We start from the raw sequence: 23,990 nt of genomic DNA, 5'->3' as shown, positions 1-23,990 counted from the left end.
TTTGAGCCGCGGAGAGTCAACAACCAGAATTGGAAAGTTTTCCGATCCGGACATCATCGGGCATCAACGAATGAGCATATTCAGGTGCGTCGTCCATCAGGGGCGGTATCGGTTGCTTACGGCGTTTGAGGCATGATGCTGGAAGAGTTCTCCATCAAAAAGGCCGCGGCCGGAAACAGGTGGGCCGCCTTCTTCTGCCCGGTCTTGGTGAAATTGTCCTCGTGTTGCGGGAGATGCTGAAGCAGCAATTTCGCATCCGCTCCTGCTGCCAATGCCGCGCTCATCGTGACATTCGTCATCATGAACCCCTTCAAATCAACCATTCATGTCTCGACTTTCGGCCGCCCTCGAACAGAATTAGCTCCTGCTGCGAGAAATCCACCACCGGGTGAAAAACAATTTCCAGTCGGTTCAGTCGGTCATCCGGATGCAACAGCTTCCCGCTGAGACGCAGAAGTCGCTGTTCGACAGAATTGCCGCGATGATCGCCGTGCATGAACAGATTTACAGCCGCTACCAGTTCGCCGGAGTGTCGACCCGTTATCTCATCCCGGCCATCGTCGACACGTTGGGAGTGCGAACGGAGACCGCGTCACTGTGGATTATAAGATCGAGGATATCAGCGTCTCCGCTGACAACGCAACGCCGCTGGCATTGCTTGTGAACGAGGTGGTGACCAACAGCCTGAAATATGCATTCCCGCACGATCGCAAGGGCAACATCACCATCTCGCTCAGGGCGCTTTCGCAGTCCCGCGCCTGCCTGGTCATCGCCGATGACGGAGACGGCTTCGACAAGTCGCAGGCCATGCCGGGATGGGTACAAGATTCATCGGCGGCGTGGTCAGCCAGTTGCATGGCGAATATATTCAGGAAGTTCGCGATGGAACCGTGTTCACCGCAGAACTTGAAATCATCGTCCGGGCGGACGAAGGGATCCTGCAGGGCGGCAAATAAGCTCGACACCCGTGACGCTGCCGCGGCGAAGTCAATGAAGTCCCTTATGCCAGGGTTAGGACGACGCGACGATCATTACTGGCGACGTCCAGTATGCCGGCTATGGCCTGAGTACGACCTTGATCACACCATCCTCCTTGTCGCGAAATTTCTTGTACATTTGGGGAGCATCTTCCAGCGCCGCTGGGTGCGTGACTACGAAGCTGGGATCGATCTCGCCCGCTTCGATTTTCTCGAGAAGCGGTTTTGTATATTTTTGCACATGGGTTTGTCCCATCTTCAGGGTAAGCCCTTTGTTCATCGCCGCGCCGATCGGAATTTTATCGCCCATTCCAACATAGACGCCCGGAATGGATATCGTCCCGCCTTTCCGACAACTCATTATCGCCTCGCGGATCACATGAACCCGATCGGTGGCGAGATACAGCGCTGCCTTAGCCTTATCCAGAAGAGCATCGGCGGAGCCGTGACCTGATGCCTCACATCCAACTGCGTCAATGCAACTATCAGGCCCCCGGTCTGCGGTACGCGACATGAGTTCGCCATAGACATCAGTTTCGGAGAAGTTAATCGTTTCCGCCCCGCCCGCTTCCGCCATCGCCAGGCGTTCAGATACTTCATCGATTGCAATCACCCGTCCTGCACCCATCATGAGAGCCGAGCGGATTGCAAACTGTCCCACGGGGCCACATCCCCAAATTGCTACCGTATCTCCGGTTTTAATCTGCGCATTTTCGGCAGCCATGTAACCTGTGGGAAAAATGTCGGATAGGAAAAGTGCCTGCTCGTCTGAGACACTGTCTGGCACCTTGATCGGGCCGACATCCGCCATAGGCACGCGCAAATATTCCGCCTGCCCCCCACTGTATCCACCGAGCATATGGCTGAACCCAAACAGCCCTGCTGGTGAATGGCCCATCGCCTTGCGTGCGATCTGGGCATTGGGGTTTGTCGTGTCACAGCAGGAATACATTCCCTGTTTGCAAAACCAGCAATTGCCGCAGCTTATTGTAAATGGGACAACAACGCGGTCGCCGATTTTCAGGTTGGTGACGTCTGAACCCAGTTCAATAACTTCGCCCATGTTTTCATGGCCAAGGATGTCTCCGCTTTCCATCGTTGGCTGATAGCCGTCCAGAAGATGCAGGTCAGAACCGCAGATAGCGCAGCAGGTTATCTTGATGATGGCATCTCGAGAATGTTGGATTTTGGGATCGGGAACAGTATCGACGCGAACGTCACCTTTTCCGTGCCAGCAAAGTGCGCGCATATCGAAACCTCCGTTGATTATGTCGCACAACTGAATGAGCCAGCAGATGTTCCCCCTCTGATGACCGATAAAGGCTGCAGTGATCAAGATGCTTTCGCAAGACATCGACGGCCACGATGGCCCGCTTTATGGAATAGTCGACGGGTCACGCGTCCTCAGGAGTTCCGCCAGTCGCTTTGCATTTTTTATGGAGTAGCCGTTGCGATCGTTGTTGAAATAGACCCACGTCGTCTCAGCTCCGCTCGCACGGATCCGATCTGCCCAAATCAGTAGTTCCTCGTCGCTGTAGTCATGACGATACCAAGCTTTGGTTCCATGGAAACGGACGTAGATATCGTCGGCAGTCCGTACCAACTCGTCCGGCAACCGAGGGCCGCTGCAGGAGCAGAAAATTACTCCCGCCTCGGTGAATGCATTGAAGACATTCTCATTCCACCAACTCTGGTGCCGGAATTCGACGACGTTTCGACGTGAGCGATCCAATTGCGACAGGATTAAGTGCAACGTCTCGTCACTGTATTGGACGCTCGGTGGCAGCTGAAACAGGAAGCACCCCATTTGTTGACAAAGCAGGTCGGCAATATAGGCGAAGTCTTCGACCAAGGTTTTCGTATCTTCGAAGCGCTTGACGTGCGTGATGAGTTCACAAACCTTGACGGTGTAGACAAAGCTCGGCTTGGCCTGCCGAAGCCATGTCTTGACCGCAGCAATGGTCGGCCAGGAATAGAACGGCGCATTAAGTTCGACCGTCTCGAAGGTCGACTGGTATATATTGAAAATTTCATTTGACGGGGTATCAGCCGGATAGAAATGTCCCTTCCAGTGCCAATAGTACCAGCCCGAACAGCCTATAAGAGTTCGGCCGGATAACGATGGCAGGAGGCTGGCATCCTTTTCGCCGTCGCGAGCGGCAATCCTAGCTTCATGCATTTTCTCGGCGCGCCCGACATTCGCGTCCCGCTGCTTCCGTCTCCGTTCGGCGCGACGTGCCCGCCGCTCGGCTACTGCTTCAGGCGAGCGGTCAACCATACCACTTGATCCATCCCTGCCTATGTGCACTGGAGGTCCGTGCACCCATCAGCTGTCCACCTGTTTTCTCGGCAAGCTCAACCAGTCCAGGGCAATCCTGTTCCACTAAATAACAGCGTTAAAAACTAGCGAGACGAAGCCGATGGTCACAATGTGAGATCGTCGGGCTGAGCCGAATCTATCTGTTCGAAGGTGCACTGCGAGGGAGCTTTGTCAGGCCTCCATCTCATGAGCTTTGTGCCGTGCCGAAAACGGCCGCCTGTGACATGATCAAACCTGACTTCAACCACGAGCGCCGACTTCAGCGGCACCCATTCCGCGCTTCGTTCGGTGCTCCACCGACTTGGGCCTCCCGGAGCCTTCCCCGTGAACCCCGGCGGCTCTCGCAATTCTTCCAGTTTTTTCGTGAGGTCTGCCCGCTGGTCATCGCTGATAGCGGACGTGAACCCCACGTGGTCGAGCTTTCCATCATCGTTGTACAATCCAAGCAGAAGCGATCCGACTTGTTTGCTGTCAGTTTCATACCGAAACCCTCCGACGACACAGTCCGCCGTCCGCAACGCTTCACCTTCAGCATCGCACGCTCCCCGGCGAGGTACGGTCCGTCGAGCCCTTTGCATACGACGCCGTCCGTTGAACCGCTTCCCGCATCCGAAAGCCAAAGCTTGGCCTGCGCGATCTCGTGGGAATAAGGCGATAGCGCGAGCCGACTCTTGTCGACCTTGTTTCCCACCAGCGCTTCGAGCTCGGCGCGTCGTTGAAGGAGCGGTTCAGTTCGAACGTCATCGCCTTGCGGGTTCATTAGCAGGTCGAAAAGTATGAACTTCGCTGGCGTTGCTGCTGATAGCTTTCGAATGCGGCTATCTGCCGGATGCAAGCGCATTTGCAGCGCCTCAAACGATAGCTTTCCTACGATCTCGATAACCAGTTCGCCGTCGACCACGAACCGCTCGATGGGAAGTGCAGCGAGGTAAGCAACCAGCTCTGGGAAGTATCGTCCTAGCGGCTTGCCGGATTTGGCCCGCAGGTCGACGCTGTCCCCTTCTTTAAAAGCAAGACATCTGAACCCATCCCATTTGGGCTCGTACTGCCAACCCTCGTCTGAGGGAAGCGCTGTTGCTGACTTGGCTTCCATCGGCCTCGTGTCGAGTGAAATACCGAACGTGACGTAACCGATCTTCTTCTGCTCGGATCCTTTCGTCATCATGCGGCAGCCTTATTGGACTTCGCCAGGAGCTTTATCGCCCGTTCCAGTGACCGCTGCCCCTCGCAATAATCTTCCCAGGCCTTCGTCTTTTTCAGGAGCGCTGGAACAGTGCGGATGGTGAAACGCATCGGATCAAGATCCAATTTGACCTGAGACCATGTCAGAGGCATCGACACAGTCGCACCTGGGCGGGCGCGCGGTGATAAGGGCGCAACCGCCGTGGCCATTCGGTCATTGCGCAGGTAGTCGAGGAAGATGCGGCCGTTGCGAAGCTTCTTGGCCATCTTCACGAGATACCGATCGGGCGCGTCACGGGCCATCTGCAGGCAGACATCGTGCGCGAAGGCCTTGGCTTCCGGCCACGTCAGCTTGCTTCGCTTTGCCACCTCAAGCGGCGTGACGACATGCAAACCCTTCCCGCCTGTGGTCTTGCAGAAACTGACGAGACCGAGGGCATCAAGGCGGTCGCGCATTTCTTTGGCGGCTTCAACGACGGTGGAAAACGGAACATCAGGTCCGGGGTCGAGGTCGAATACAAGCCTCCCAGCCACTTCCGGTTGGCCGGGTTCGCAGTTCCACGGATGAAGCTCGACGGCAGCGACCTGAGCGACCGCGGCAAGCCCTTCGATGCGGTCGATCTGAAGGTAAGGCTTTCGATCGCCAAAGACCGTGACAAGCTCAAGGAGGTTCGACGTCCCCATCATCGCATGCCGTTGAAAGAACTGCTCGCCGCCGATTCCATCCGGTGCACGGATGATCGAGCATGGTCGACCCTTGATGTGATCTATTATCCAGAGACCGACAGCTTCCAGATATTCGGCGAGGTCCCGCTTGGTGGCAGGCTTTCCATCGTTTGCATCCGGCCAGAGCGGCTTGTCAGGGTTTGAGATCATAACGCCCATGACATTTATTTTCGCAGACGAGCGGCGGCTGGAAGTCTTGCGGTCTTTTTGAGGTTCGGGGAGCTCCGTCGTTTCCGGCTCGGCAGGTTTTTCCGCTTCCACCTCGGAGGCAGGTTTGTCCTCCCGCAATCCCTTGAACGCCGCCTGTCTCACCTTGCCATCGGCAGTCCAGCCTTCGAACTCGATCTCAGCGACAAGCTCCGGCTTGACCCAGACAACGCCGGGCTCGCGCTTCGGCGCGCCAACTCCGGTAAATGGAGAGGTCTTTGACTCAATCTCTTTCAGCTTCGGCAACAAGGTCGCGACCTTTGCGGCGCTGTAGCCCGTTCCCACCCGCCCGACGTAGATGAAGCTGTCGCCACGGTTGACCCCTACGAGCAAAGAACGGAAGTTGCCGCCTGTTGTTGACCAGCCTCCAATGACGACCTCATGGCCCGCGCGACATTTGGACTTGACCCAGGTCTTCGTTCGACCGGATCGGTACGGCACGTCGGCCTGCTTGGAGATGATGCCCTCGAGCGACAGCTTGCAGGCTGATTTGAGGACAGCGTCGCCACCGGTTTCGAAATGATCGACATACCGTAGGCGCGGATCGTCGCCGCCACTATCGCTCAGGATCGACTGTAGACGCGCCTTTCGGTCGACCAGCTTACTGTCGCGCCAGTCCTTGTCCCCCTCGAATAGCAGGTCGAATGCAAAATAAACCAGATCGTCTGTTTTTTCTTCCGACAGCGCCGCCTGGAGTGCTGCAAAATCAGGAGCGCCATGTTCGTCGAGTGCACAGATCTCGCCGTCAATTACAGTGTCCGGCAACGCCGCGAAGGACTTTGCGATCGCAGGATACTTAGCCGTCCAGTCCAGTCCCTTGCGTGTCTTCAGCGTGACCTCGCCATCAACAACCCGCGCCTGTATCCTGTAACCGTCAAACTTGATCTCATGGATCCAGTTGTTTGCGGATGGAGGGCGTTTGAGACTTTCGCAGAGCTGCGGATGGACGAAGTCGGGCATTGTCGAGGTCGGCTCTTTCACTGACGTTTTCGAAATGCGCTTCGGTGCCTTCGCTTTCCGTTCTTCAGCGGCGAGTCCATGATTGCTGTCCCAAACCGCGTCTGCCGCAACGGCGTCGCCGGCAACCATGAAGGGCCTGGGTTTGCGGCCCTTGCCAGAGGCGATGATATCCATGGTCCGTCCGGAGGCGACAGAGGTGGCATCCTCCAGGATCGCATCACCATGGCTGTCGACGGCATCACCATCCTGGTGCTTGATCAGCAGCCAGTTGGTGCGCTTTTCGCCATTGCGGTCGTGCTTCATCCGAACAAGGACGAAGCTGCCATGCAGACGCTGACCCTCCAGGGTGAATTTGAAATCACCGTCCTCAAGCGCCTGTTGCGGGGTCTTCTTTCCTTCCGGCTCCCAATGGCCGCGATCCCAGAGCATGACGGTGCCTCCGCCGTATTGGCCCTTAGGAATTGTGCCCTCGAAGTCACCATAGTCGAGGGGATGATCTTCGACTTCCACGGCCAAGCGCTTGTCGTGGGGATCGAGCGACGGTCCTTTCGTCACCGCCCAGGATTTGAAGACTCCATCGAGCTCAAGTCGGAGATCGTAATGGAGTCGTGTGGCGTCGTGTTTCTGAATGACGAACCGCATGCGATTGGAGGCATTGAGCTTACCTGCACCGCTGGGCTCCTTCGTCAGCTTGAAGTCGCGTTTCGCCTTGTATTTGGACAGCTTGTCGTCGGACATCGCAACCTCGAACATCTTCGATGATGATCGCCATAACGCGCGGGCGAGGCAAAGGATGCATCGCCGGCCTTTGCTCTACAGGACCTGACGCTCAGACCTTTCCGTCTGAATAGCTGAGGGTACGGCAATGATCGTCAGTGAAGTGGGACCGCTATCCGCAATTTCAGGCCGCTCTCCGCCCACGTCTTATGAACCGTCCCTTTGAGCTGTGTTTCCACCATCGCAGCGATAAGCATCGAGCCGAATCCTGGCTTCCATTCACCCAACTCTCGACGAGGACCTGCCTCGTCCCATCTGAGCTCAAAGCCGTGGTTTTCCGGTAACGCCATCCATTTCACTGCTATCTGACCCTCCGAAAAAAGCAGGCTACCATGACGCGTGGCGTTGACGACGAGCTCGTGCAGCACCAAGGCGAGCGGCTGGACCAGCGGCGGCGGCAGCATGATGGACGGACCTTCCAGCGACAGCCGTTCTTCCGCGAACGGTATGACCTGCTGTCGCACGACGTCCTCAATATTCACTGCAGTCCATCCACTTTCAGCGAGCATCGTGTGCACCCGCGCCAACGCTTGGACGCGCATCTGTATCGCGGCGGCATATCGCTCCGGATCTTGCGCATTGCTCAGCCGGACGATGCTTTCGACGATTGCCATCACGTTTTTGGCGCGATGATCGACTTCTTTGAGGAGGCGGCGTTCTGTAGCCTCGAGTGCCTCGATCCGTCGACGTTCTGTGACATCAACCTGGGATGCAAAAATGTAGTCGACCGTCCCGTCATCGGCGCGGAGAGGGCTGGTGTGCAACTGGTTCCAGAAAGCGGTTCCGGCCGATGACCTCGTCCGCGGTGTAGCCCGTCAGTTCCAGGAACGAGGAATTTGCCAGCACGATCGGCTGATCAGGCGCTCTGGCGTCTGCCACGACCATGGGCATACGGGTGCGCTCGAAGGCGAAAGAGGCGAGCTCCTTGCGGTCGGCAAATCCTTGCCGGGATGCCGCGGACGGATCGTCGCCGTGAAGATCGGTTTTTGGGTCGAGTTGTTCTGACATGCACGCTCCTCGCCGCTCGGTGACGATGAACGCGGCGGCAACACGATTGTTCAATGTTGTCACTGAGGACATACGAGATCATCGACGGTGCGGAACTTCCGCAGCGGCCGATAGTTTTCCGCCATCATAAAGGAGATGTCCCATGGAACAGGAAACACCCAAACCCGGCCCCGCAGGTACGACCGACCAGTCCCCGAGGTGGGAAGGGCCCGAGCAGACGCGCCCACGCGGATATCTTCCAGCTATCGATAATCCGGAGACCGATCGCGACGCCCTAGGAGAAAACCTCAACTACCCTAATCGTAACAAGGCAACCGACTTCGGAAAAACCAAGGGAGATAGGTGATGAGCAAAAGCAAAAGGGACACACCGCCCGAAACCGTCGAGGGAGACGGGAAGGGTCAATACGCGCGTGGTCTGAAGCATAGCGCCAACAACGGCGTTGCCAGCGCCGAGCCATGCGTCATCACGGGATCGGACGATGCCACTTTGAACAGAGCGCCTCCGGGTCAAAAGCCTCCGGAAAAGGACTGGGATCTGAACCATGATGACCGCGACATCAGGGATGAGGAATTTCGCGGATAGCGGTCGGACACGCACCGCCGCCATGTATCGTAGGAAGAAAAGGGATATGAACAAGCCGCCGAATGAAGACCTTTCTGACAAGGCCCGGTTTAAAACCTCAGCCGTCAAGCGGGGATGTTGAACCTCAGCCTCTGCCGGAGCAGGCTGACATAGCCAGCGAATACGCTGGCGTTCCTCCGGCTCGTACAGGACAATCGGCAGACGAAGAAAAGCCTGTCGAAGCCGAAGGAGATGACAACCCTGTTCATCATAGCGGGCACGTTCCCGCCACTCCGCTTACGAAATGAAAAAGGCGACGGGATGCCACAGGAATGTAGGGCTTCGTCGCCTCTATTCTTCTGCGACACGGCCTGCTTCGGTGCGAGTGTGCACGGCCGGGCCGGGGACTGTCCCTGGCTTACAATCGTCTTCGAGCGCATGGAACATCCATATCCAAAGCTGCTACGATGAAGGCACGTCGGGCGTCTTCGGGTGGTTGCCCTAGTTCAAGAGCGGCATGACACCGGTCTTTGGCCCGTTCGTAGAAGCAGCCCTCGCGGCGTATCCAGCGATCCAGGCTTCTCAAAGCTTCGGCTGGTCCCGGTATGATGTGTTCCTCACCTTCGTGGGAGGCGACCTTGACGGGCTTCTGCCAATGAATTTGGGGCATGATCGTACGCTCGATAACAACACGTTTTGTGCGCGGCGACATAACTCGCATTAAATGAAAGTTCCGAGACCTCGATGAAATTTGATCATGAACGGAGTCCCGGAACATGCGGGCAATCGGCGCGTTGAGGCGCATCGGATACTAGCCCTGATGGATAAGCCGGATGAGCACCAAAAGCACGCGCTACTATCTTATTCGCATCGAGGGCGATGTCGTCTCGATTGGCGCGGGGCCCCCAGACAATCGAGGAGAGCAAAAGCGTTGCTTGACGCAAACGACGTCGCGGTTGAGCGCGGCCAGCAATCGACAATGAGGAGGAGATCTGGCGGCTCCAAATCTTACGTTACTCGACTTCGGGATCTTCGAGCTGGACCGCCCCGACTTTTTGAGAACGATAGAACTTCGCCACTTGGCGCAGCTTTCGCTCGCTGAAAACCGCAAGCGGAACTTTGATCTTTAACCTTTGGCTGACTGCGAGTTGCTGGACAGACTTTTTATCCACGGCCACTCAAAGGGTATCGACGGGTTGGAAGGCGTGCGTCGCTTGCGGACGCTAAGGTTAAGCGGTTATGCCAAGAAATATGCGCTGAATTTTGTGAACGGCATATCGACGCTGAAGTAGCTAAAGTTGATCTTGGGAGCCCGTGCCGACCTGTCGAGCAAGTCTCTTGAAATTTTGCAAATTATCCGCATGCAGGGCCTAACAACGGTGGTGATCTGTCTCGGTTGCCCGCGCTATCAGCGCTGCGCGTTGAAGACCAGACACAACTAGAGCAGTTGGACCTGGGTGGTGCGAGGCTCAAGCGGCTTGCCGTGATCAATTGCAAAAACCTGGCGGAGTTGCCCGGATTGGGTACCCAGGCAAGCGATCCGATCAAAATATCTTTAAAAATGCTTGCAAGTGGGAGCCGTCCACGTGGGGACCGACAACACGAACGGCCCAATATAGGCATAGGCGACATAACACCCGCACAGAAACTGAAAATGGCCGCGTGAATTCAACTGCGGAGCCCCGTTAAAAACAGGGTGATTACCGGGGTCGTTGGGGCATACCTGGGCTAGTCGCCTTGCACTCCTTTTGCCCATTCGGGGATCGTCGCATTGTCTTGGACCTTGTTGGCCTTCATCACAAAGTGCGTGGTGAGTAGGACCAACAGGATTCCGGGCCATACGACTGCGAGCAGCATTGCCAGTACTCTGCTCGGCGTCCAACCGGGTCGGGGCAGGGCCTGCCGGTCCATGTAGAGAAATGCCACAAAGATTAATGCCATGACGAAATACGCAGCCACGGCAATCAGCATAGCGAAATCCCTCCTCGTCTTCCCCCACGAAAAGGTGTGCCGGTCTGCCCTATCGGTCAATTCATCCAATGTGCTAACTCGAGCCAACTGCGAATAGCCTCACGAACGAGGGTCTTTCACGTCCCTGGTCCCCCGACCCTGGTCCAACTAACAGACCACTCGTCATCACCACCACAATCGTGCGTATAGCGCCCGCGGGCGCCATTCCATGCGTCCCATGTGACACAATCAGGCGGTACGACGCCGGGGAGGTCGAGGACGCGCAAGACGTCATGCATTTCTTCTATCGTCGTGACCCTCTGAAGGGGCTGCCGGCCATTAGCTTCGATCGTCCATGCATAGGGTATCATTTAGGGTTCTCCGTCCAAAAACCGAAGAAATGGAGAAAGCGGAACTCAGTTCCATATAGTATTGAGTTGGCCGTTGATGCAGCGGACCTCGACCACCCTGCCGTCCTTGACGCGGGGTGGTTCTCACTGCGAACCCATGGGGGCGCAACGAGCGCTATGACTGTCCGGTCGCGAGAGTTTGCAGGGCCGCTACGTTTCGAACCCCTCCGCGATAGAGCCGAATAATCGAAGCAGCGGCAGCATCGTGCGCCATTGCTGACGTTTTCTCGATCCCTTGCGCCTCGCACAAAGCATCAAATGCCGACTGACAGATTTCCAGATCGGCCGGGCTCAAAGGTTGGTCGTGCCCAGCGAAAAATTCTGCATCCATTTTGCGCGCGAACCTCCTTTCGTGCCTGGTTGGGCAACTTTCGATATGGGCGGAGCCATGCCGATTTTCAACAGCAAAAAGCCCCGCCGTGAAGGCGGCAGCTGGGGCGTTCTGTATGAAGAGCAGTCCGAGTTCAAAACGCCTACACGATCCCCGCGGCTCTCGACGCGTTCCCCGTCGAATGATCACCTGTTCGTGAAAGGTTTTGGATTCTACTCCAAAAGGAGGATGTCGGCGTTACCGGCATGCCCTATGGTTGCATTATCGATGTCAAATTTAGGAATAAATCATCTGACTGAAATAAGCTGAGTGTGAAAAAATCTCCGGGGCGTCTGGGTTGCGTCGATTTTCAACGGCGGCAGATGAGCACAGGCTTTCCAGGAAGAAGCCGAAGAGTACGGCAAAAAGCGAGCAAGCGCGCTAACCTGCGAGAAACGTGCGCCCGCATGTTTGTGCAGCCGGAGCGGAAGGGGCACATCGCCAAACTTGGCCAACTCGCCAGTCGGATTTCGAGGGACATCCCCATCGCCTTCGATGGACTAGCGGCCAGAGGTGCCTGATTGAGAGCGGTTAAGTTGGTATACCTGCTTGAAACCGCACCGCCCGTCTTGACCTCGTAACGACTGATAATGCCGGTTAAATGCCCAGTTCTCGAATGGCTCGTAAGGTATAGCAGTAAATGGGACGCAAAGACAGGCCTCGCCCTCCCCTGCTGCGATTGCCTTGGTTTCTGCCACATGACATTGGATGGCTTGTAACCGTCGCAAATTCGCTGAACGCCCATATGATGTGATACTAGGATGTTAAGGCCGGGCAGCCTTGGGCGTGTGGCACCGAACCTGCGCATGACTATCGATAAGTACCGCCTATCGGAGGTGATTGAACTTGAGTCAGAAATCGGGGATTTTGTAATCCTTGGACGACAAACTGTGCTCCCCAGAGCCGTCGCCTCTGCCGTCGCTAGCCGCGTTAAGAAAATAACTCGATCGGCCAGTTTCCCAACCGACGCCAAGCTCGCAATTGAGGGAATGGCGAGGAATTGGAAAGGTACGGCGTCTCGCCAAGGTCGGGCCGGCTAGAAGCTTTGATATTGGCCAGTTGAAGAACGTCTCGGGCGTAATTGCCCAAATTTCGCCGCCGCATCGCGGCGGTAAACTACGAGGGTACGCTGCCGTTAGGGACAGCCCACCCCTTGCCGCTACGGACAGCGGCAGCGTGCACTATTTTTCCATATCTGCGATTAGCGCGCTTCATGGGATGCCGTGCTTCCGGCCGCTACAATGTCTGCCGTGGGCTTGCCTTATGAAACGGACTGATGGATAGATTGGATGTCTGTAAATCACTTATATGCGGTATTGTGAGGTATAGAGGGGGTTTCCTATAACTCATGAGTTGGAATTGGACACAAAAAGGCTGGCCGCACTTCGCCTATGACCCTGTGCAGATCACACCGTTCGAGAATCGGTTCCTTTCTTCCTCCAGCGAGATAATCGGCGCGATCCGTCATCTCAGCGCTGAAGAACGTGACCTTCTGCGCATTGAACTCCTCAGCGACGAGGCGGTGAAAACGTCGGAGATCGAGGGTGAAATGCTCGATCGTCTGAGCGTGCAGTCCTCCCTGCGTCGCCAGTTCGGTCTCGATGTCGACGCTCGCCCTGTCAGGCCGCAGGAGCGCGGCATCGCTGAGATAATGATCGATGTATATAGTTCCTGGAGCCTTCCGCTCGACCACGAGACCATGTGTATCCATCCGAGCAGGGCCGCAGGATTTTGGGCGCCGCGCGTGCTAACGTCGGTTGATGGAGATCGATGAGGACAAGATCGACGATGCCGTTTTGGCGCTGTTATGGCTGACGCTGCATAACGAGCGTTGTGCCTGGAAGGGCTTCGACTGGGCAACGACGGATCGGCTTCACAAGAAGGGCTTGATCGGCGACCCAGTCAACAAGTCGAAGTCATTGATCCTGACCGTTGAAGGCTTGGAGCGTTCGGAAGCGTTGTTCCGGGAGCTGTTTACGCGGCGGCCGCAATGCTATCGACAATCTCCATGCGGCTAACTTGCGGCCGCTTCTCTATCGTTAAATCCACGGTTCTCACACTGTCTATATTGACGTCCATATAGACAGAGCATCCAGTTCGCCTCACTTCTTAGCAAGGCGGCCCTCCTCGGAGGCGTACGACCATGTTTCGTTGGCACAACATGTTGATGAGTGGAAACCGCCACATCGGCACCATCGGCGGGTACCGGGTTCATGACGATGCCATGCATCTCGTTTCCGGTCGGCACGACAAGCCGATCATTCACTACGAAGCTCCACCATCCAGGCAGGTGCCTCGTGAAATGACGGCTTATGTCGAATGGTTCAACAGATCGGGGCCGAATTGTGCCACTCCCCTGCCCGCTGTGACACGCGCTGGTCTCGGCCATCTCTATTTTGAGAGCATCCACCCGTTTGAAGATGGCAACGGCCGAATTGGCCGGGCGCTGGCGGAGAAGTCGCTGGCTCAGAATATTGAGCGGCCAAGCCTCATTGCACTTGCGCACACCATCGAGAATAGTCGAAGGGCCTACTACGACCAGCTAGAGCAAAATCAACGTATCCTCGATGTCACAGAATGGCTCGTGTACTTCGCGGAGACGGTGCTAAAGGCACAGCAAACTACCCTCAAGCGCGTCGCATTCCATATTTCCAAGGCACGTTTCTATGACCGGTTCCGCGGCCAGTTCAATGTCCGTCAGGAGAAAGCCATCGCCCGCATGTTCCGGGAAGGACCATCCGGGTTCATAGTTGGACTGAGCGCTGAAAATTACATCGCGATCACAAGGACCTCACGGGCAACGGCGACGCGCGATCTTGTGGACCTAGTGGCGAGGGGTGCGCTTTTGCGACAGGGAGAACGCCGGCATACACGGTACGCTCTGAACCTTTAGCGTCTCCTCGCTCATTTCCACTCATGGGCCTTCGCGGTATTGTGCGGTCGCTGCGTTACGAACATTGATAAGTCATCCAACGTTGTGACAAATTGCAACGCATCGGCTTCATCATTGAATCCGACGAAAACCATCAGCATGGAGCGCGCAACGGGTTGGCCTTTCTTGCGATAGGAAAAGTTGACGGCGCAGTGCGGATATTGCGCGTCCACCGATTGCGGCTTTGAGGCACTGCCGGTTGTCATCTGGCCAGTCAAAGCAGCAAATTGCCCGAGCGCGAAAAACCGGTCGATGGCGGAGAACGCCGTTGCCTGTGAAATCTGCTGGTTCTGGCCGGTGGCGGAACGGCCATAATAGAGACTGTCCGTCTGGCCTTTTCGCCGCTTTGTTTCGTAGACAACGAGGCTTCCGGCTGCGGCCAGCTCCAGGCGTACATCGAATGTCTGGAACTGTTCCGGCGTCCGGTCCAGTTCGGCTAACAGTACCCTCAGGTCTGCGATGGTGTCGGCGTAGCGTGCAACATTCATGGAATTTTTGTCCGGTCTACTTGGCGGCAAGCGCTGCTTTATGGTCGGAGCAAAAGGAAGGAGACAGCGTTCACTGTCAATCCCGACCCTCATTTGCCATGGCGCGATCAAGTTGAGTTGAGTTCGCTAAGCGAGGTCGACTGCATTACACTCCTTGGAGCGAAGCTTGCCAAGAGGGGTGATAACGTGCGAGCGACCCATATTAACAACATCGCTGCGGTGTTCTTCGCGCTTCTCGTCGCGCCCCTCTGGGCGCAGGAGGCAGGTGACCGGCAGCCGAAACCAACCGTGTCCGGTGGAATCTTCAGCCTGATCCCACCAGATTCGGTCACCGAGCACAGTCTGAAGACGGATCATGAGGCCCTGCCCTACACGACCACGGCCGGCACACTTGAGCTGTTTGGTCAGTCCGGCGCGCGCGCTGCCAAAGTCTTCTATACCGCCCATGTTGCCAGGTCCGCCGCGATCAACCGTCCACTTACCTTCGTGTTCAACGGTGGGCCGGGTGCGGCTTCAGCCTATCTTCACCTTGGTCTGTTTGGTCCACGCATCCTCGAATTTGGACGGCATCAGGATGATGGTACCCGGCCATTCCTCAGCGACAATCCGGATAGCTGGCTTGCGTTCACCGACCTGGTCCTCATCGATCCCGTCGGAACCGGCTGGAGCCGCGCGGCCAGCAATGAAGATGGCAAAACCTTCTATGGGGTCCGTCAGGACGCCGAAAGCCTTGCCAAGGTCATTGCCTTGTATACGCAGAAGAACGGGCGCGTATCGTCTCCGAAATATCTCGCGGGTGAGAGCTATGGTGGATTTCGAGCGGCCAAAGTCGCGTCCGCTTTGAAAGATACGCAGGGGATTCTCGTCTCGGGTGTCGTGATGATTTCACCGATGATCGAGGGCCGGTTTTTGTGGGGCGCCGACGACGATCCTCTAGCTGCAGCGCTGCAGCTTCCGTCGCTTGCGGCAGCTTACCTCGAACGCAGGAATGCGTTTGATCCGAAACTGGTCAATGACGCCGAGCGTTTTGCGATGACCGACTATCTCGTCTCGCTCGCAGGTCCACCCTTGAAGGGGACGTCGTCGGACGAACTTTATGCCCGTGTTTCTGCGCTGACGGGTATTCCGCAACAGTACGTGTCGGGAGCACGCGGCTTTGTTGGAGACATTTATCAAAAGCAGTCTGCAGGCGCGGGCAGGGTAGTTAGTCCCTATGATGCGGGGCATTCGGCTGTCGATGCCTATCCTGAAACGGCCACTAGTCAGAATGATGATCCGATCCTTGATGGCTTCACCCGGGGTTACGGCGCCGCCTTTGCTTCCTACGCCCGCGACGAGCTCGGCTTTAGAACTGATATGACCTACATCCTGCTCAATGAGGATGTAAACCATGAATGGAAATGGAGCGGTGGGCGGGGTGACGAAAGTCGCGTTACCGCCAGCGCGGCGACGGACATCCGCGATCTTCTATCGGTCATTCCCCAGTTTCGAGTGATGGTGGCGCACGGATATAGTGATGCGCTCACGCCTTATGGCTTTAGCAAATATGTGCTCGATCATCTGCCGCCAGCGCTTGTTGCGGGGCGGGTGGAGATTAAACTCTATCGAGGCGGACATATGTTCTATACGTCGACGGCAGCGCGAAAGGCATTTTCGGAAGATGCTCGCGCATTCTATTCTGCTCCAGGGTGACGGGAATGGCGGCCGAGGGGGCCGCCCTATTGCCTTGCAAAACCACGCAACCAGCAACCCGTTCCCCGCGGGGAACTGTTTCCTCCGCATTCCCCGCGGGGAACTACTTGCACCTTGGACTCGTCACGCGAATCGAGCTACTGTGAAGCTACGGCATTTTGCCGAATTATCGATTTTTACCGTAGACTTGGCAGCGCTGATTGTTTGTTAACCAAACTGCATGCTAACTCGGAACGATCGATGAATGAGGTTTTTTGATGCGTCGCCAACTGAGTAGCCTGGATTTTATGCAGACCTTTTCCGGAAAGCTGGAATTGGCGCTGAAAAATTTGAGTATGGCTCAATTCCCGCCTGATGCCAGTCGAACGATGCGGAAGTTTGCATCGTCTGAAGTTGCCGAACTTCTTGACGTTACCGAAGCCTATATCAGGCAGATTTCTCTCAAGGAAAAAGGGCCGACGCCGGAGGTAACGGCTAATGGTCGGCGCTTGTATACGCTTGAGCAAGTGCTCGAACTGAGAACGTACCTGTCTGAACATGGCAGAAAGAAGTGGATAAATCCTCGCCGGATTGAGGGCGAGGAGTGCCAGATTATTGCCGTGACGAATTTTAAGGGCGGTTCGAGCAAAACCTCGACGACGATCCATCTGGCGCATTTCCTGGCGTTGAAAGGCTACCGTGTTCTGGCCTTGGATCTCGATCCGCAGGCGTCACTGACGAGCTTGCACGGATCCCTGCCGGGCTTCGATGCCCGCGAGGGCGATACGCTGTTCTCGGCCATTCGTTTTGACGATCCAGTCCCCACAAAGCAGTTGATTCACAAAACCCACCTTGTCGGCCTAGATGTGATCTGCGCTGGCTTGGATCTCACCGAGTTCGAAACATCGGTGGCACTCGAGATGAGAAAGAGCGGCGGCACCAGTTTCCTCCTGCGCGTTTCGCAGGCGCTGGAACAGGTGGCAGACGACTACGATGTGATCCTGATGGATTCAGCGCCCTCGCTGAACTTTCTCACGCTTTCCTCTCTTACGGCTGCGACAGGTGTGCTTATTCCGGTTCCGGCACACATGCTCGATGTGGATTCAACCGGCAAGTTTCTGGAACTCGCTGCGTCCTACATGCAGATCCTGAGCGACATGGGGACATCCGCGCAATGGGACTTTGCAAAGTTTCTTGTGACAAAATTCGAACCCAACGATCATCCTCAAGCCAATATGACGGCCCTCATGCGGCAAGTTTTTGGCGAGGACCTGCTCTTGAACATGGTCATAAAATCTGCCGCAGTGGCCGACGCGCTGACGTGGAAACAAAGCCTATACGAGGTTCAGCGTGCCAGATTTTCCGCGCCGAAAACCTATGATCGGGCGATGGAATCCATCAATGCGGCAAATTCGGAAATTGAGAATTTGCTCTGGAGATCGTGGGGGCGGGAATGAGCTTGAAGGATTCGAAAGGTCTGTTTGCAAATGTGCTGGGAAACCGGACCGAGATGCCGGATCCTGCTCGTCTCGAAGTCAAGACCGCATCGCCCCATTTGCAAAAGGTAGCTGCAGGGATACGGGAAATTCAGGAACGCGGACAACTTGCCGACAAGCTTCTGAAGGACGGCGAGCATGTTGTTGAACTGGATCCCGATCTAATCCTCAACTCCGCGATCAGTGACCGTTTTGAAGACATGGCGCATTCCACGTCCGTCGCGGAAATCGTCGAATCGATCCGCGTGCGCGGACAGATCGTGCCCGGCTTGGTTCGTCCGCATCCTGAACGTCCCGGGTGTTTTCAGATCGTCTACGGCCGCAGGCGTCTGGCGGCTGCGCGGACGCTTGCCATAAAGTTCAAAGCCACGATCAGGGATCTCTCTGACGAGCAGGCGGTCGTCTTTCAGGGCGAAGAAAATACAAACCGCAATGATCTATCGTTCATCGAGAAATGCGCGTTCGCGTTGGCGCAGGAGAATGCTGGCTTCAGCAGGGACGTTATCTCCGCGTCCCTATCGACGGGCAAGTCTCATATCTCGGAAATGCTGCGCGTCGCGGGCACGGTTCCCGGTGATATTCTTGTCAGGATCGGGCCGGCAAAGGACATAGGCCGCCGCCGATGGGTCGAGTTCGCCGAGAAGTGGTCGGCAAACCCCGATGCTGTGCGGCGCGCGCAGGCAACTCTGGTTCCCAGCCTGAATGCTGCCCCGAGCGAGCATAGATTTGCAAAGGTTCTTGCGGCGCTGGATCATAACGCAGGATCGTCCCGATCGGCACTGGGCGCAACAAACGTTGTTTCAAAAGGCATTACCTTGGCGGTATTGAGCCATGCAAAGAGCGGCTCAACGCTGAGATTTGAAAAGGCAGTCACTGCCGGATTCGTCGACTTCATGGCTTCTAGAATCGAAGCTTTGCACGACGAATATATCGCCGGCCTCGGCGTTCAAGAGAAAACAGGAGACTAAACCGCAAAAGAAAAAGGCCCCCAAACGTTACCGTCGTGGAAGCCCTTCTCGTGTCTAGCAACTAGAGAATCGCATTTCCCCGAATCACAGTCAAGAGTCTTTGGCATCGTTTTGGTGAGCGGATTTCTTTTGCCTTTTGAGAGGTGAAGGAAATGCAGAGTGGAAGTGTGACGACGCCCTTCGGGCGGCGGCCGATGACGCTTGCCTTGATCAGGGGGCAGCTGGAGACAGCGGGCGCCAAGCAGGGCAGGTCGGTCGACAAATGGAAGATCTACCGTGACGCCTGCGATGCCCGCACCATTCTGGGCCTGCGGGACCGTGCCCTGGCGGTTCTCAACGCCTTGCTGACGTTTTATCCGGAGACCGAACTGAGCGACGACGAAAACCTCGTGGTGTTCCCGTCGAATGCGCAGCTGACAGCACGCGCCAACGGTATTGCCGGCACGACACTTCGCGAGAACCTGGCACTGCTGGTCGATGCCGGCCTGATCCATAGAAACGACAGCCCGAACGGCAAGCGTTATGCCCGCAAGGGCAGGGACGGGGCGATCGAAACCGCCTATGGCTTCAGCCTGGCACCGCTTCTTGCCCGCGCCGAAGAGCTTGCGCTGATGGCGCAGGATGTCGCCGAAGAGCGACGGCGCCTCAAAATCCTGAAAGAACGGATTTCATTGCGCCGTAGAGATATCCGCAAGCTGATCTCTGCCGCCATGGAGGAGGGGGCTTCCGGTGACTGGGGCATGGTTGAAGGTCACTACATCGCCGCTGCCGGACGTCTTTCGAAGGTAAAATCCGGTGAGGAACTGTCCGGATGCGCCGAGGAACTCGACCTTCTGCATGAAGAAGTGATCAACCTGCTGGAACTTCAGCTGATTTCAGAAAAAACCGTCACCATTGATGGCGAACACCGTCAGCACATACAGAATTCAAAAACCAAATCCAGCTATGAACTTGAACCTCGCTCTGAAAACGAGCAGGGCGAACCGGCCGTGCCACACAACGAGCCGAAGCGGGAGACGCCGCAGGTGTTTCCGTTGGGACTGGTGTTGCGAGCCTGCCCGGAGATGTCCGCTTACGGGCAGGGGGGCAAGATCGAGAACTGGCGCGACATGCGCACCGCTGCCGTGGTGGTTCGATCGATGCTCGGCGTCAGCCCGTCGGCCTACGAGGAGGCCTGCGAAGCGCTCGGGGCCGAGAATGCCGCGGTCGCGATTGCTTGCATTCTCGAGCGGGCCGGGCACATCAACTCGGCCGGCGGCTATCTGCGGGATCTCACGGCGCGCGCGCGGCGAGGGGAGTTTTCCATTGGACCGATGCTGATGGCGTTGCTGCGGCTCAACGGATCGGTGCAGCAGAAAACCGGCTAAGGACGGCGGACGCAGAGTTCAACACTACTGGTTTGGGACGAATGGCATGAGCACCCAGTACGACATGTTTGAGATCGAGCAGCGCCCGGCGCCGACAGGAAATCGTCCCGGACCGCGCCGGCCGGTCGGCATGTCGGAAGACGATATGGTTCGCTATCTCCAGGCAACCGGTCGCTATCGCATTCTCAGCAAGCTTGAGTCTCGCCGTATCGTCACCGACGTCGATGATGCGTTTCCGCTGCGTGGAATTGTTCTCGATACCGAGACGACAGGTCTCAATGCCCGAAAGGACGAAATCATCGAGATCGGGCTTGTGGCATTCAGCTTCAACGCGGTTGGCCAGGTCGGCGAGGTTCACGCCGTTTATGGCGGGCTACAGGAGCCGTCAGGTCCGATACCAGCCGAGATTACACGGTTGACCGGAATTACCGATGCTGACGTCGCGGGCCAGATGATCAATATGGCTCAGGTGAAGGCACTCGTCGGACCTGCGGACCTGATCATTGCCCACAATGCCGGGTTTGACAGGCCGTTCTGCGAAGCCTTTTCGCCGATCTTTGCCGACAAAGCCTGGGCCTGTTCGGTTTCCGAGGTCGATTGGGCCGGTCGCGGCTTCGAGGGCACGAAACTTGGCTATCTCATCGGCCAGGCGGGATATTTTCATGAAGGGCATCGTGCCGTCGATGATTGTCACGCGCTTCTGGAGGTGCTCGACCAGAAGGTTGAAGGTTCGTCCATCACGCCGTTCAGCGAACTCTATCGTGCAAGCCAGAAATCCCGCGTTCGCATCTATGCCGAGCACAGTCCCTTCGATCTCAAGGAACATCTGAAGGGCAGGGGATACCGCTGGTCGGATGGCAGCGATGGTCGCCCGAAATCCTGGTGGATCGAGGTGGATGAGCATCTTGCCGATGACGAGCTCGCTTGGCTGCAAACTGACATCTACAGGTATGACGCAAACCCGCCCATGCAAAGCCTCTCGGCGTTCGATCGATTCAAGGCTTAGGGCTCCGACGCTATCGCAAAAAAACGGAGCTGGGGTAGGCGTGACCTGCCTTCCCCGCGGATCGACCTATATTGAGAACGTTCCGGAAGTCCCAAGCGACCGGGCGATTTCTGACGCAGGCTGGCGCTCGCGACGACAGGGTCGGTTCTATGCAATTCGTTGCGTGCAGTCATTGCCTTTGCAGAGTTCAGGGCCGCGTTCTGCGGGTGTTCGGGCGTCATTGCAAAGTGCGTTATCAGAAGGGTAAAAGAATTCCGGGCCAAACGATCGCGATGAATAATCCCAGAACCCTGGTCGGCCTCCAAGAGGGCTGCGGTTCAACCCCCTCCAAAGAGGAGAACACCACGAAGATGAACGCCATGACGAAATACACGACCAGCGCAATGAGCATCGTGATCTATTCCTATTGGCTTTGACAGTCGCGACTGTGATCGATCGCCATCAAGGTGATAGTGGAAAGTCTGTCAGTGCGATCGGGTGGTTAACTCATCCAATAGACGTATCGTCTAACCACCGGTGCAAATGAGGGGTACTGGTAAATTCGTACAACCTGCGTTATCCTTTTCTGGTAGCTACAAACGGGCAAGCCCTCGATGTTTAGGCTTGGATGGCGGAGGCACCGAGGGCTTGTTGATTCACCCTGCCGTCCCGGCCTAGGACGGAGACCCGCACAATTTGCACAATCCCCGGCTGAAAACTGCTTCGCGCCACCACCTCTCTTGAAATTTCTAGCAACTCTCCAAAGTATCCCGCATCTCGCAAGAAACGCAGTCAGTCGGGAGGAAAACGGCTATGCGCGATATCGAATGGAGTGTTCCTTTCAGAGGAAAGCTACCAAATGGTTTGGTGCGGACGTTTAGCGGCGTCTACCAAGCACTCGATTTTCCAGAATACGAGTGGCCGCTAAAGCGGGACGAGCGCTACGAGCGCGCTGTTGCTGCCTGCCGCAACACTCTCAGATCGCACCTCAGCGTGAAGATGATGATCCCGCTTGCCGCTGAAGAGCGCGGGATTGGTTGTTTCGGTTGGCGCGATCACCGCCCATCCATCTAATCGAACCGGAGGTTTTCGATGACAACGAGCGTGACAGGTCCGTTGAGTGGGGCCTTTAGCTTCGATCCAGACTCCAAAACGATTTCTGTTGATGTTGCAGGCTTCGTCACTGTTCTGGGTCCGTTTAAAGACGAGAACGAGGCGGCGGCGGCGGCACATGACTTCTGCGTGACGTTTGCAGCAGCGATAGATGCCCGACAAAGACCATCGTGAAGCGCAGGCTCTCAGTTCAAGTGGGATCAAGGCCACACGTAGGTGGAGGCTATGGCGTAAACGGGCACCCATCTTATCAAACGGTGCCTCCTGAAACTGCCTTCGACCGTCGTACGCGTTTTCTCGCGTATTCCTCAGCCTCTCCTTGCGTCAGGAATCCCCGGTGTTCGGAGCAGCCATCGTAAAAAAACGACGCTACCCATACGTCTTGGAACTTCGCGACGACGACCCGTACCCGACCCATTGCAACCCCCTTCGTTGCATTATTATGCAACTCTAAAGTAAATGTCGCGTACTTTCACTTCCTTTTCGCTGTAAGGGTGCACGAATGGCGCATGAACACGAGATTTTCTCGTCCGTGAACGAGCTTTGAACAGGCCCTCACCCACCATCGAAGGGATCCCGGCAGCATCCCGTCGTCAATGGGAGTACTAGCCAACCTGGGCTAGTCCTAATATGCTTCCCTTATTGGGGTGCATCAATTTTCGAGAGAATATAATCGCAAGGCCTTCGCTAAGGCGAGGGCCCTATTTTTTCTCGTCGCTCTTGTCGACCACTGGTTGCCCCTTGCATATCCGCTGGGTGACGCGCCCCCCTATACCGTGGTCTGCTTCCTCGCGTCCTCAAGGCTCCGAATGGGGCGTGCCGCGACCGCTGACAGCGGCGTTTTGGTAGCCACAGGATCACTGCGATTGATTCAGGGTATGGGTGTCGGGTCACCTGCGTCGACAGTTTTTGTACTGAGACAAGACGGCATGCGCCCGGCTCTGCGTCAGTGCGAAACCCGTCTATGCCCTAAAACCGAAAATACGACGAAGGAACGTTCGTTCAGGGGAGGGTGGTTGAAGCGCCGCCAATGCAGCTTTCAACGACGACAGCCTCTTGGCGATCTGGTGGTGTTCCAAGTTGGTCGCGAAATTTCGGAGCAGCCGATCAATGTCGGCATCTTCTAATTGCGATTGCACCATAGCAAACCGCCTGCTGATCTCTGGCTCGGAGAGTTTGTTCATCTCGGCTTCGAGGTCGAAAAAACGGGAGAAGAAACTTGGGTGCTTGAAGTCTATGTTCTGAGACAGAAGAATTTCTGCTGTCAGAAACGTAATTTTTTGGTCAAGGCGATAATCGTGCATGCCCGGGCCTTTTATTAAAACACTCTAATATCCGAGATTAAACACAGCGGCCGCAATGCTTCCATACGCCAGAATCATTTTTCGCGTGCACGTGTCGTTTTTGTCACGGCCGGGAGGCGACGGTATACGACGCATCCAATCAGCCCAAGAACGAAGAAAATATCGTGAGGGCCGCTTCGAAGCGTACATGCCTTAGCAATTCCGATGTTGACAGC

The 23,990-nt window shown here is 56.3% G+C and carries 21 protein-coding genes and 5 pseudogenes; 15 read left to right on the top strand and 11 right to left on the bottom strand.

Annotation, left to right across the window (positions count from 1 at the left end; all coding sequences use genetic code 11):
- Positions 1 to 116 precede the first annotated feature (116 nt).
- Positions 117 to 323, bottom strand: coding sequence for a hypothetical protein (locus QO002_RS28025; RefSeq protein WP_307236147.1), 207 nt, complete (start codon positions 321 to 323; stop codon positions 117 to 119).
- Positions 324 to 364: 41 nt separating this feature from the next.
- Between QO002_RS28025 and QO002_RS31025 the strand changes: the two genes are divergently transcribed.
- From QO002_RS31025 to QO002_RS28020, 3 genes and pseudogenes are all read left to right on the top strand, one after another.
- Positions 365 to 664, top strand: a complete 300-nt coding sequence (locus tag QO002_RS31025) for a histidine kinase dimerization/phosphoacceptor domain -containing protein (protein WP_370878616.1) — start codon at positions 365 to 367, stop codon at positions 662 to 664.
- Positions 598 to 822, top strand: a pseudogene (locus tag QO002_RS31020) (ATP-binding protein); the annotation flags it as partial. The gene QO002_RS31025 and the pseudogene QO002_RS31020, both read left to right, overlap by 67 nt.
- Entirely contained in the window at positions 816 to 956 is a 141-nt protein-coding gene (locus QO002_RS28020; RefSeq protein WP_307236145.1) for a hypothetical protein, read from the top strand. The pseudogene QO002_RS31020 and the gene QO002_RS28020, both read left to right, overlap by 7 nt.
- Before the next feature lie 100 nt (positions 957 to 1,056).
- On the opposite strand, the gene QO002_RS28015 is transcribed toward QO002_RS28020, so the two are convergent.
- The 5 genes and pseudogenes from QO002_RS28015 to QO002_RS27995 all read right to left on the bottom strand — a co-directional run bounded on the left by QO002_RS28015 (position 1,057) and on the right by QO002_RS27995 (position 8,157).
- Entirely contained in the window at positions 1,057 to 2,226 is a 1,170-nt protein-coding gene (locus tag QO002_RS28015) for a zinc-dependent alcohol dehydrogenase (RefSeq protein WP_307236289.1), read from the bottom strand.
- Positions 2,227 to 2,352: 126 nt separating this feature from the next.
- A complete protein-coding gene (locus QO002_RS28010) occupies positions 2,353 to 3,255 on the bottom strand; it encodes a DUF72 domain-containing protein (protein WP_307236143.1) in 903 nt (300 codons plus the stop codon).
- Positions 3,256 to 3,401: 146 nt separating this feature from the next.
- A pseudogene (locus QO002_RS28005) lies at positions 3,402 to 4,459 on the bottom strand (ATP-dependent DNA ligase).
- Positions 4,459 to 7,110: a DNA ligase D gene (gene ligD / locus QO002_RS28000; RefSeq protein ID WP_307236140.1), complete on the bottom strand. Its 2,652-nt coding sequence runs from the start codon at positions 7,108 to 7,110 to the stop codon at positions 4,459 to 4,461. The pseudogene QO002_RS28005 and the gene ligD overlap by 1 nt, the downstream one beginning before the upstream one ends.
- Positions 7,111 to 7,244: 134 nt before the next feature.
- Positions 7,245 to 8,157: pseudogene (locus QO002_RS27995) on the bottom strand (HWE histidine kinase domain-containing protein).
- Positions 8,158 to 8,299: 142 nt separating this feature from the next.
- Between QO002_RS27995 and QO002_RS27990 the strand changes: the two are divergent.
- Entirely contained in the window at positions 8,300 to 8,503 is a 204-nt protein-coding gene (locus tag QO002_RS27990; protein ID WP_307236138.1) for a hypothetical protein, read from the top strand.
- Positions 8,503 to 8,742 (top strand): hypothetical protein, encoded by a 240-nt coding sequence (locus QO002_RS27985; RefSeq protein ID WP_307236136.1) that lies wholly within the window; start codon positions 8,503 to 8,505, stop codon positions 8,740 to 8,742. Before QO002_RS27990 ends, QO002_RS27985 begins: the two co-directional genes overlap by 1 nt.
- A 397-nt stretch (positions 8,743 to 9,139) precedes the next feature.
- On the opposite strand, the gene QO002_RS31015 is transcribed toward QO002_RS27985, so the two are convergent.
- Both QO002_RS31015 and QO002_RS27980 read right to left on the bottom strand, forming a co-directional pair.
- On the bottom strand, positions 9,140 to 9,391 hold the full coding sequence (locus QO002_RS31015; RefSeq protein WP_370878615.1) for a DUF982 domain-containing protein: 252 nt from the start codon (positions 9,389 to 9,391) through the stop codon (positions 9,140 to 9,142).
- 1,058 nt (positions 9,392 to 10,449) lie between these two features.
- A complete protein-coding gene (locus QO002_RS27980) occupies positions 10,450 to 10,692 on the bottom strand; it encodes a hypothetical protein (RefSeq protein ID WP_307236134.1) in 243 nt (80 codons plus the stop codon).
- A 2,107-nt stretch (positions 10,693 to 12,799) separates the two neighbouring features.
- On the opposite strand from QO002_RS27980, the pseudogene QO002_RS27975 reads away from it, so the two are divergent.
- The 3 genes and pseudogenes from QO002_RS27975 to QO002_RS27965 all read left to right on the top strand — a co-directional run.
- A pseudogene (locus tag QO002_RS27975) lies at positions 12,800 to 13,153 on the top strand (DUF4172 domain-containing protein); the annotation flags it as partial.
- 58 nt (positions 13,154 to 13,211) lie between these two features.
- The gene (locus QO002_RS27970; RefSeq protein ID WP_307236132.1) at positions 13,212 to 13,469 is read left to right on the top strand and encodes a DUF6429 family protein; all 258 of its coding nucleotides are present in this window, start codon (positions 13,212 to 13,214) and stop codon (positions 13,467 to 13,469) included.
- A gap of 122 nt (positions 13,470 to 13,591) precedes the next feature.
- Positions 13,592 to 14,344 (top strand): annotated as a pseudogene (locus QO002_RS27965) (Fic family protein); the annotation flags it as partial.
- An 11-nt stretch (positions 14,345 to 14,355) separates the two neighbouring features.
- Here the strand turns inward: QO002_RS27965 and QO002_RS27960 are convergent.
- Positions 14,356 to 14,982: a hypothetical protein gene (locus QO002_RS27960; protein ID WP_307236130.1), complete on the bottom strand. Its 627-nt coding sequence runs from the start codon at positions 14,980 to 14,982 to the stop codon at positions 14,356 to 14,358.
- Between the two features lie 75 nt (positions 14,983 to 15,057).
- Here QO002_RS27960 and QO002_RS27955 point away from each other — a divergent pair, with 75 nt between their 5' ends.
- From QO002_RS27955 to QO002_RS27935, 5 genes are all read left to right on the top strand, one after another.
- On the top strand, positions 15,058 to 16,563 hold the full coding sequence (locus tag QO002_RS27955; protein WP_442417773.1) for a S10 family peptidase: 1,506 nt from the start codon (positions 15,058 to 15,060) through the stop codon (positions 16,561 to 16,563).
- 257 nt (positions 16,564 to 16,820) lie between these two features.
- Complete coding sequence (gene repA, locus QO002_RS27950; protein ID WP_307236126.1) at positions 16,821 to 17,999, top strand: plasmid partitioning protein RepA; 1,179 nt, start codon at positions 16,821 to 16,823, stop codon at positions 17,997 to 17,999.
- Complete coding sequence (gene repB / locus QO002_RS27945; protein WP_307236123.1) at positions 17,996 to 19,006, top strand: plasmid partitioning protein RepB; 1,011 nt, start codon at positions 17,996 to 17,998, stop codon at positions 19,004 to 19,006. The genes repA and repB overlap by 4 nt, the downstream gene beginning before the upstream one ends.
- A 152-nt stretch (positions 19,007 to 19,158) precedes the next feature.
- Positions 19,159 to 20,373, top strand: a complete 1,215-nt coding sequence (repC, locus tag QO002_RS27940) for a plasmid replication protein RepC (RefSeq protein ID WP_307236121.1) — start codon at positions 19,159 to 19,161, stop codon at positions 20,371 to 20,373.
- A gap of 46 nt (positions 20,374 to 20,419) precedes the next feature.
- Positions 20,420 to 21,379 carry a 3'-5' exonuclease gene (locus QO002_RS27935; protein WP_307236118.1) on the top strand — a complete coding sequence of 320 codons (960 nt, stop codon included), beginning with the start codon at positions 20,420 to 20,422 and terminating at the stop codon, positions 21,377 to 21,379.
- Between the two features lie 235 nt (positions 21,380 to 21,614).
- On the opposite strand, the gene QO002_RS27930 is transcribed toward QO002_RS27935, so the two are convergent.
- Positions 21,615 to 21,770, bottom strand: a complete 156-nt coding sequence (locus tag QO002_RS27930) for a hypothetical protein (protein ID WP_307236115.1) — start codon at positions 21,768 to 21,770, stop codon at positions 21,615 to 21,617.
- Between the two features lie 401 nt (positions 21,771 to 22,171).
- On the opposite strand from QO002_RS27930, the gene QO002_RS27925 reads away from it, so the two are divergent.
- Positions 22,172 to 22,432, top strand: a complete 261-nt coding sequence (locus QO002_RS27925; protein ID WP_307236113.1) for a DUF982 domain-containing protein — start codon at positions 22,172 to 22,174, stop codon at positions 22,430 to 22,432.
- A gap of 18 nt (positions 22,433 to 22,450) precedes the next feature.
- Positions 22,451 to 22,645, top strand: a complete 195-nt coding sequence (locus tag QO002_RS27920; protein WP_307236111.1) for a hypothetical protein — start codon at positions 22,451 to 22,453, stop codon at positions 22,643 to 22,645.
- A gap of 788 nt (positions 22,646 to 23,433) precedes the next feature.
- Here QO002_RS27920 and QO002_RS27915 read toward each other — a convergent pair.
- On the bottom strand, positions 23,434 to 23,775 hold the full coding sequence (locus QO002_RS27915) for a hypothetical protein (RefSeq protein ID WP_307236108.1): 342 nt from the start codon (positions 23,773 to 23,775) through the stop codon (positions 23,434 to 23,436).
- Positions 23,776 to 23,990 lie beyond the last annotated feature (215 nt).

Source organism: Pararhizobium capsulatum DSM 1112 (genome assembly GCF_030814475.1).
Taxonomy (GTDB): domain Bacteria; phylum Pseudomonadota; class Alphaproteobacteria; order Rhizobiales; family Rhizobiaceae; genus Pararhizobium; species Pararhizobium capsulatum.
This window is presented reverse-complemented; position numbering and strand designations above follow the sequence as displayed.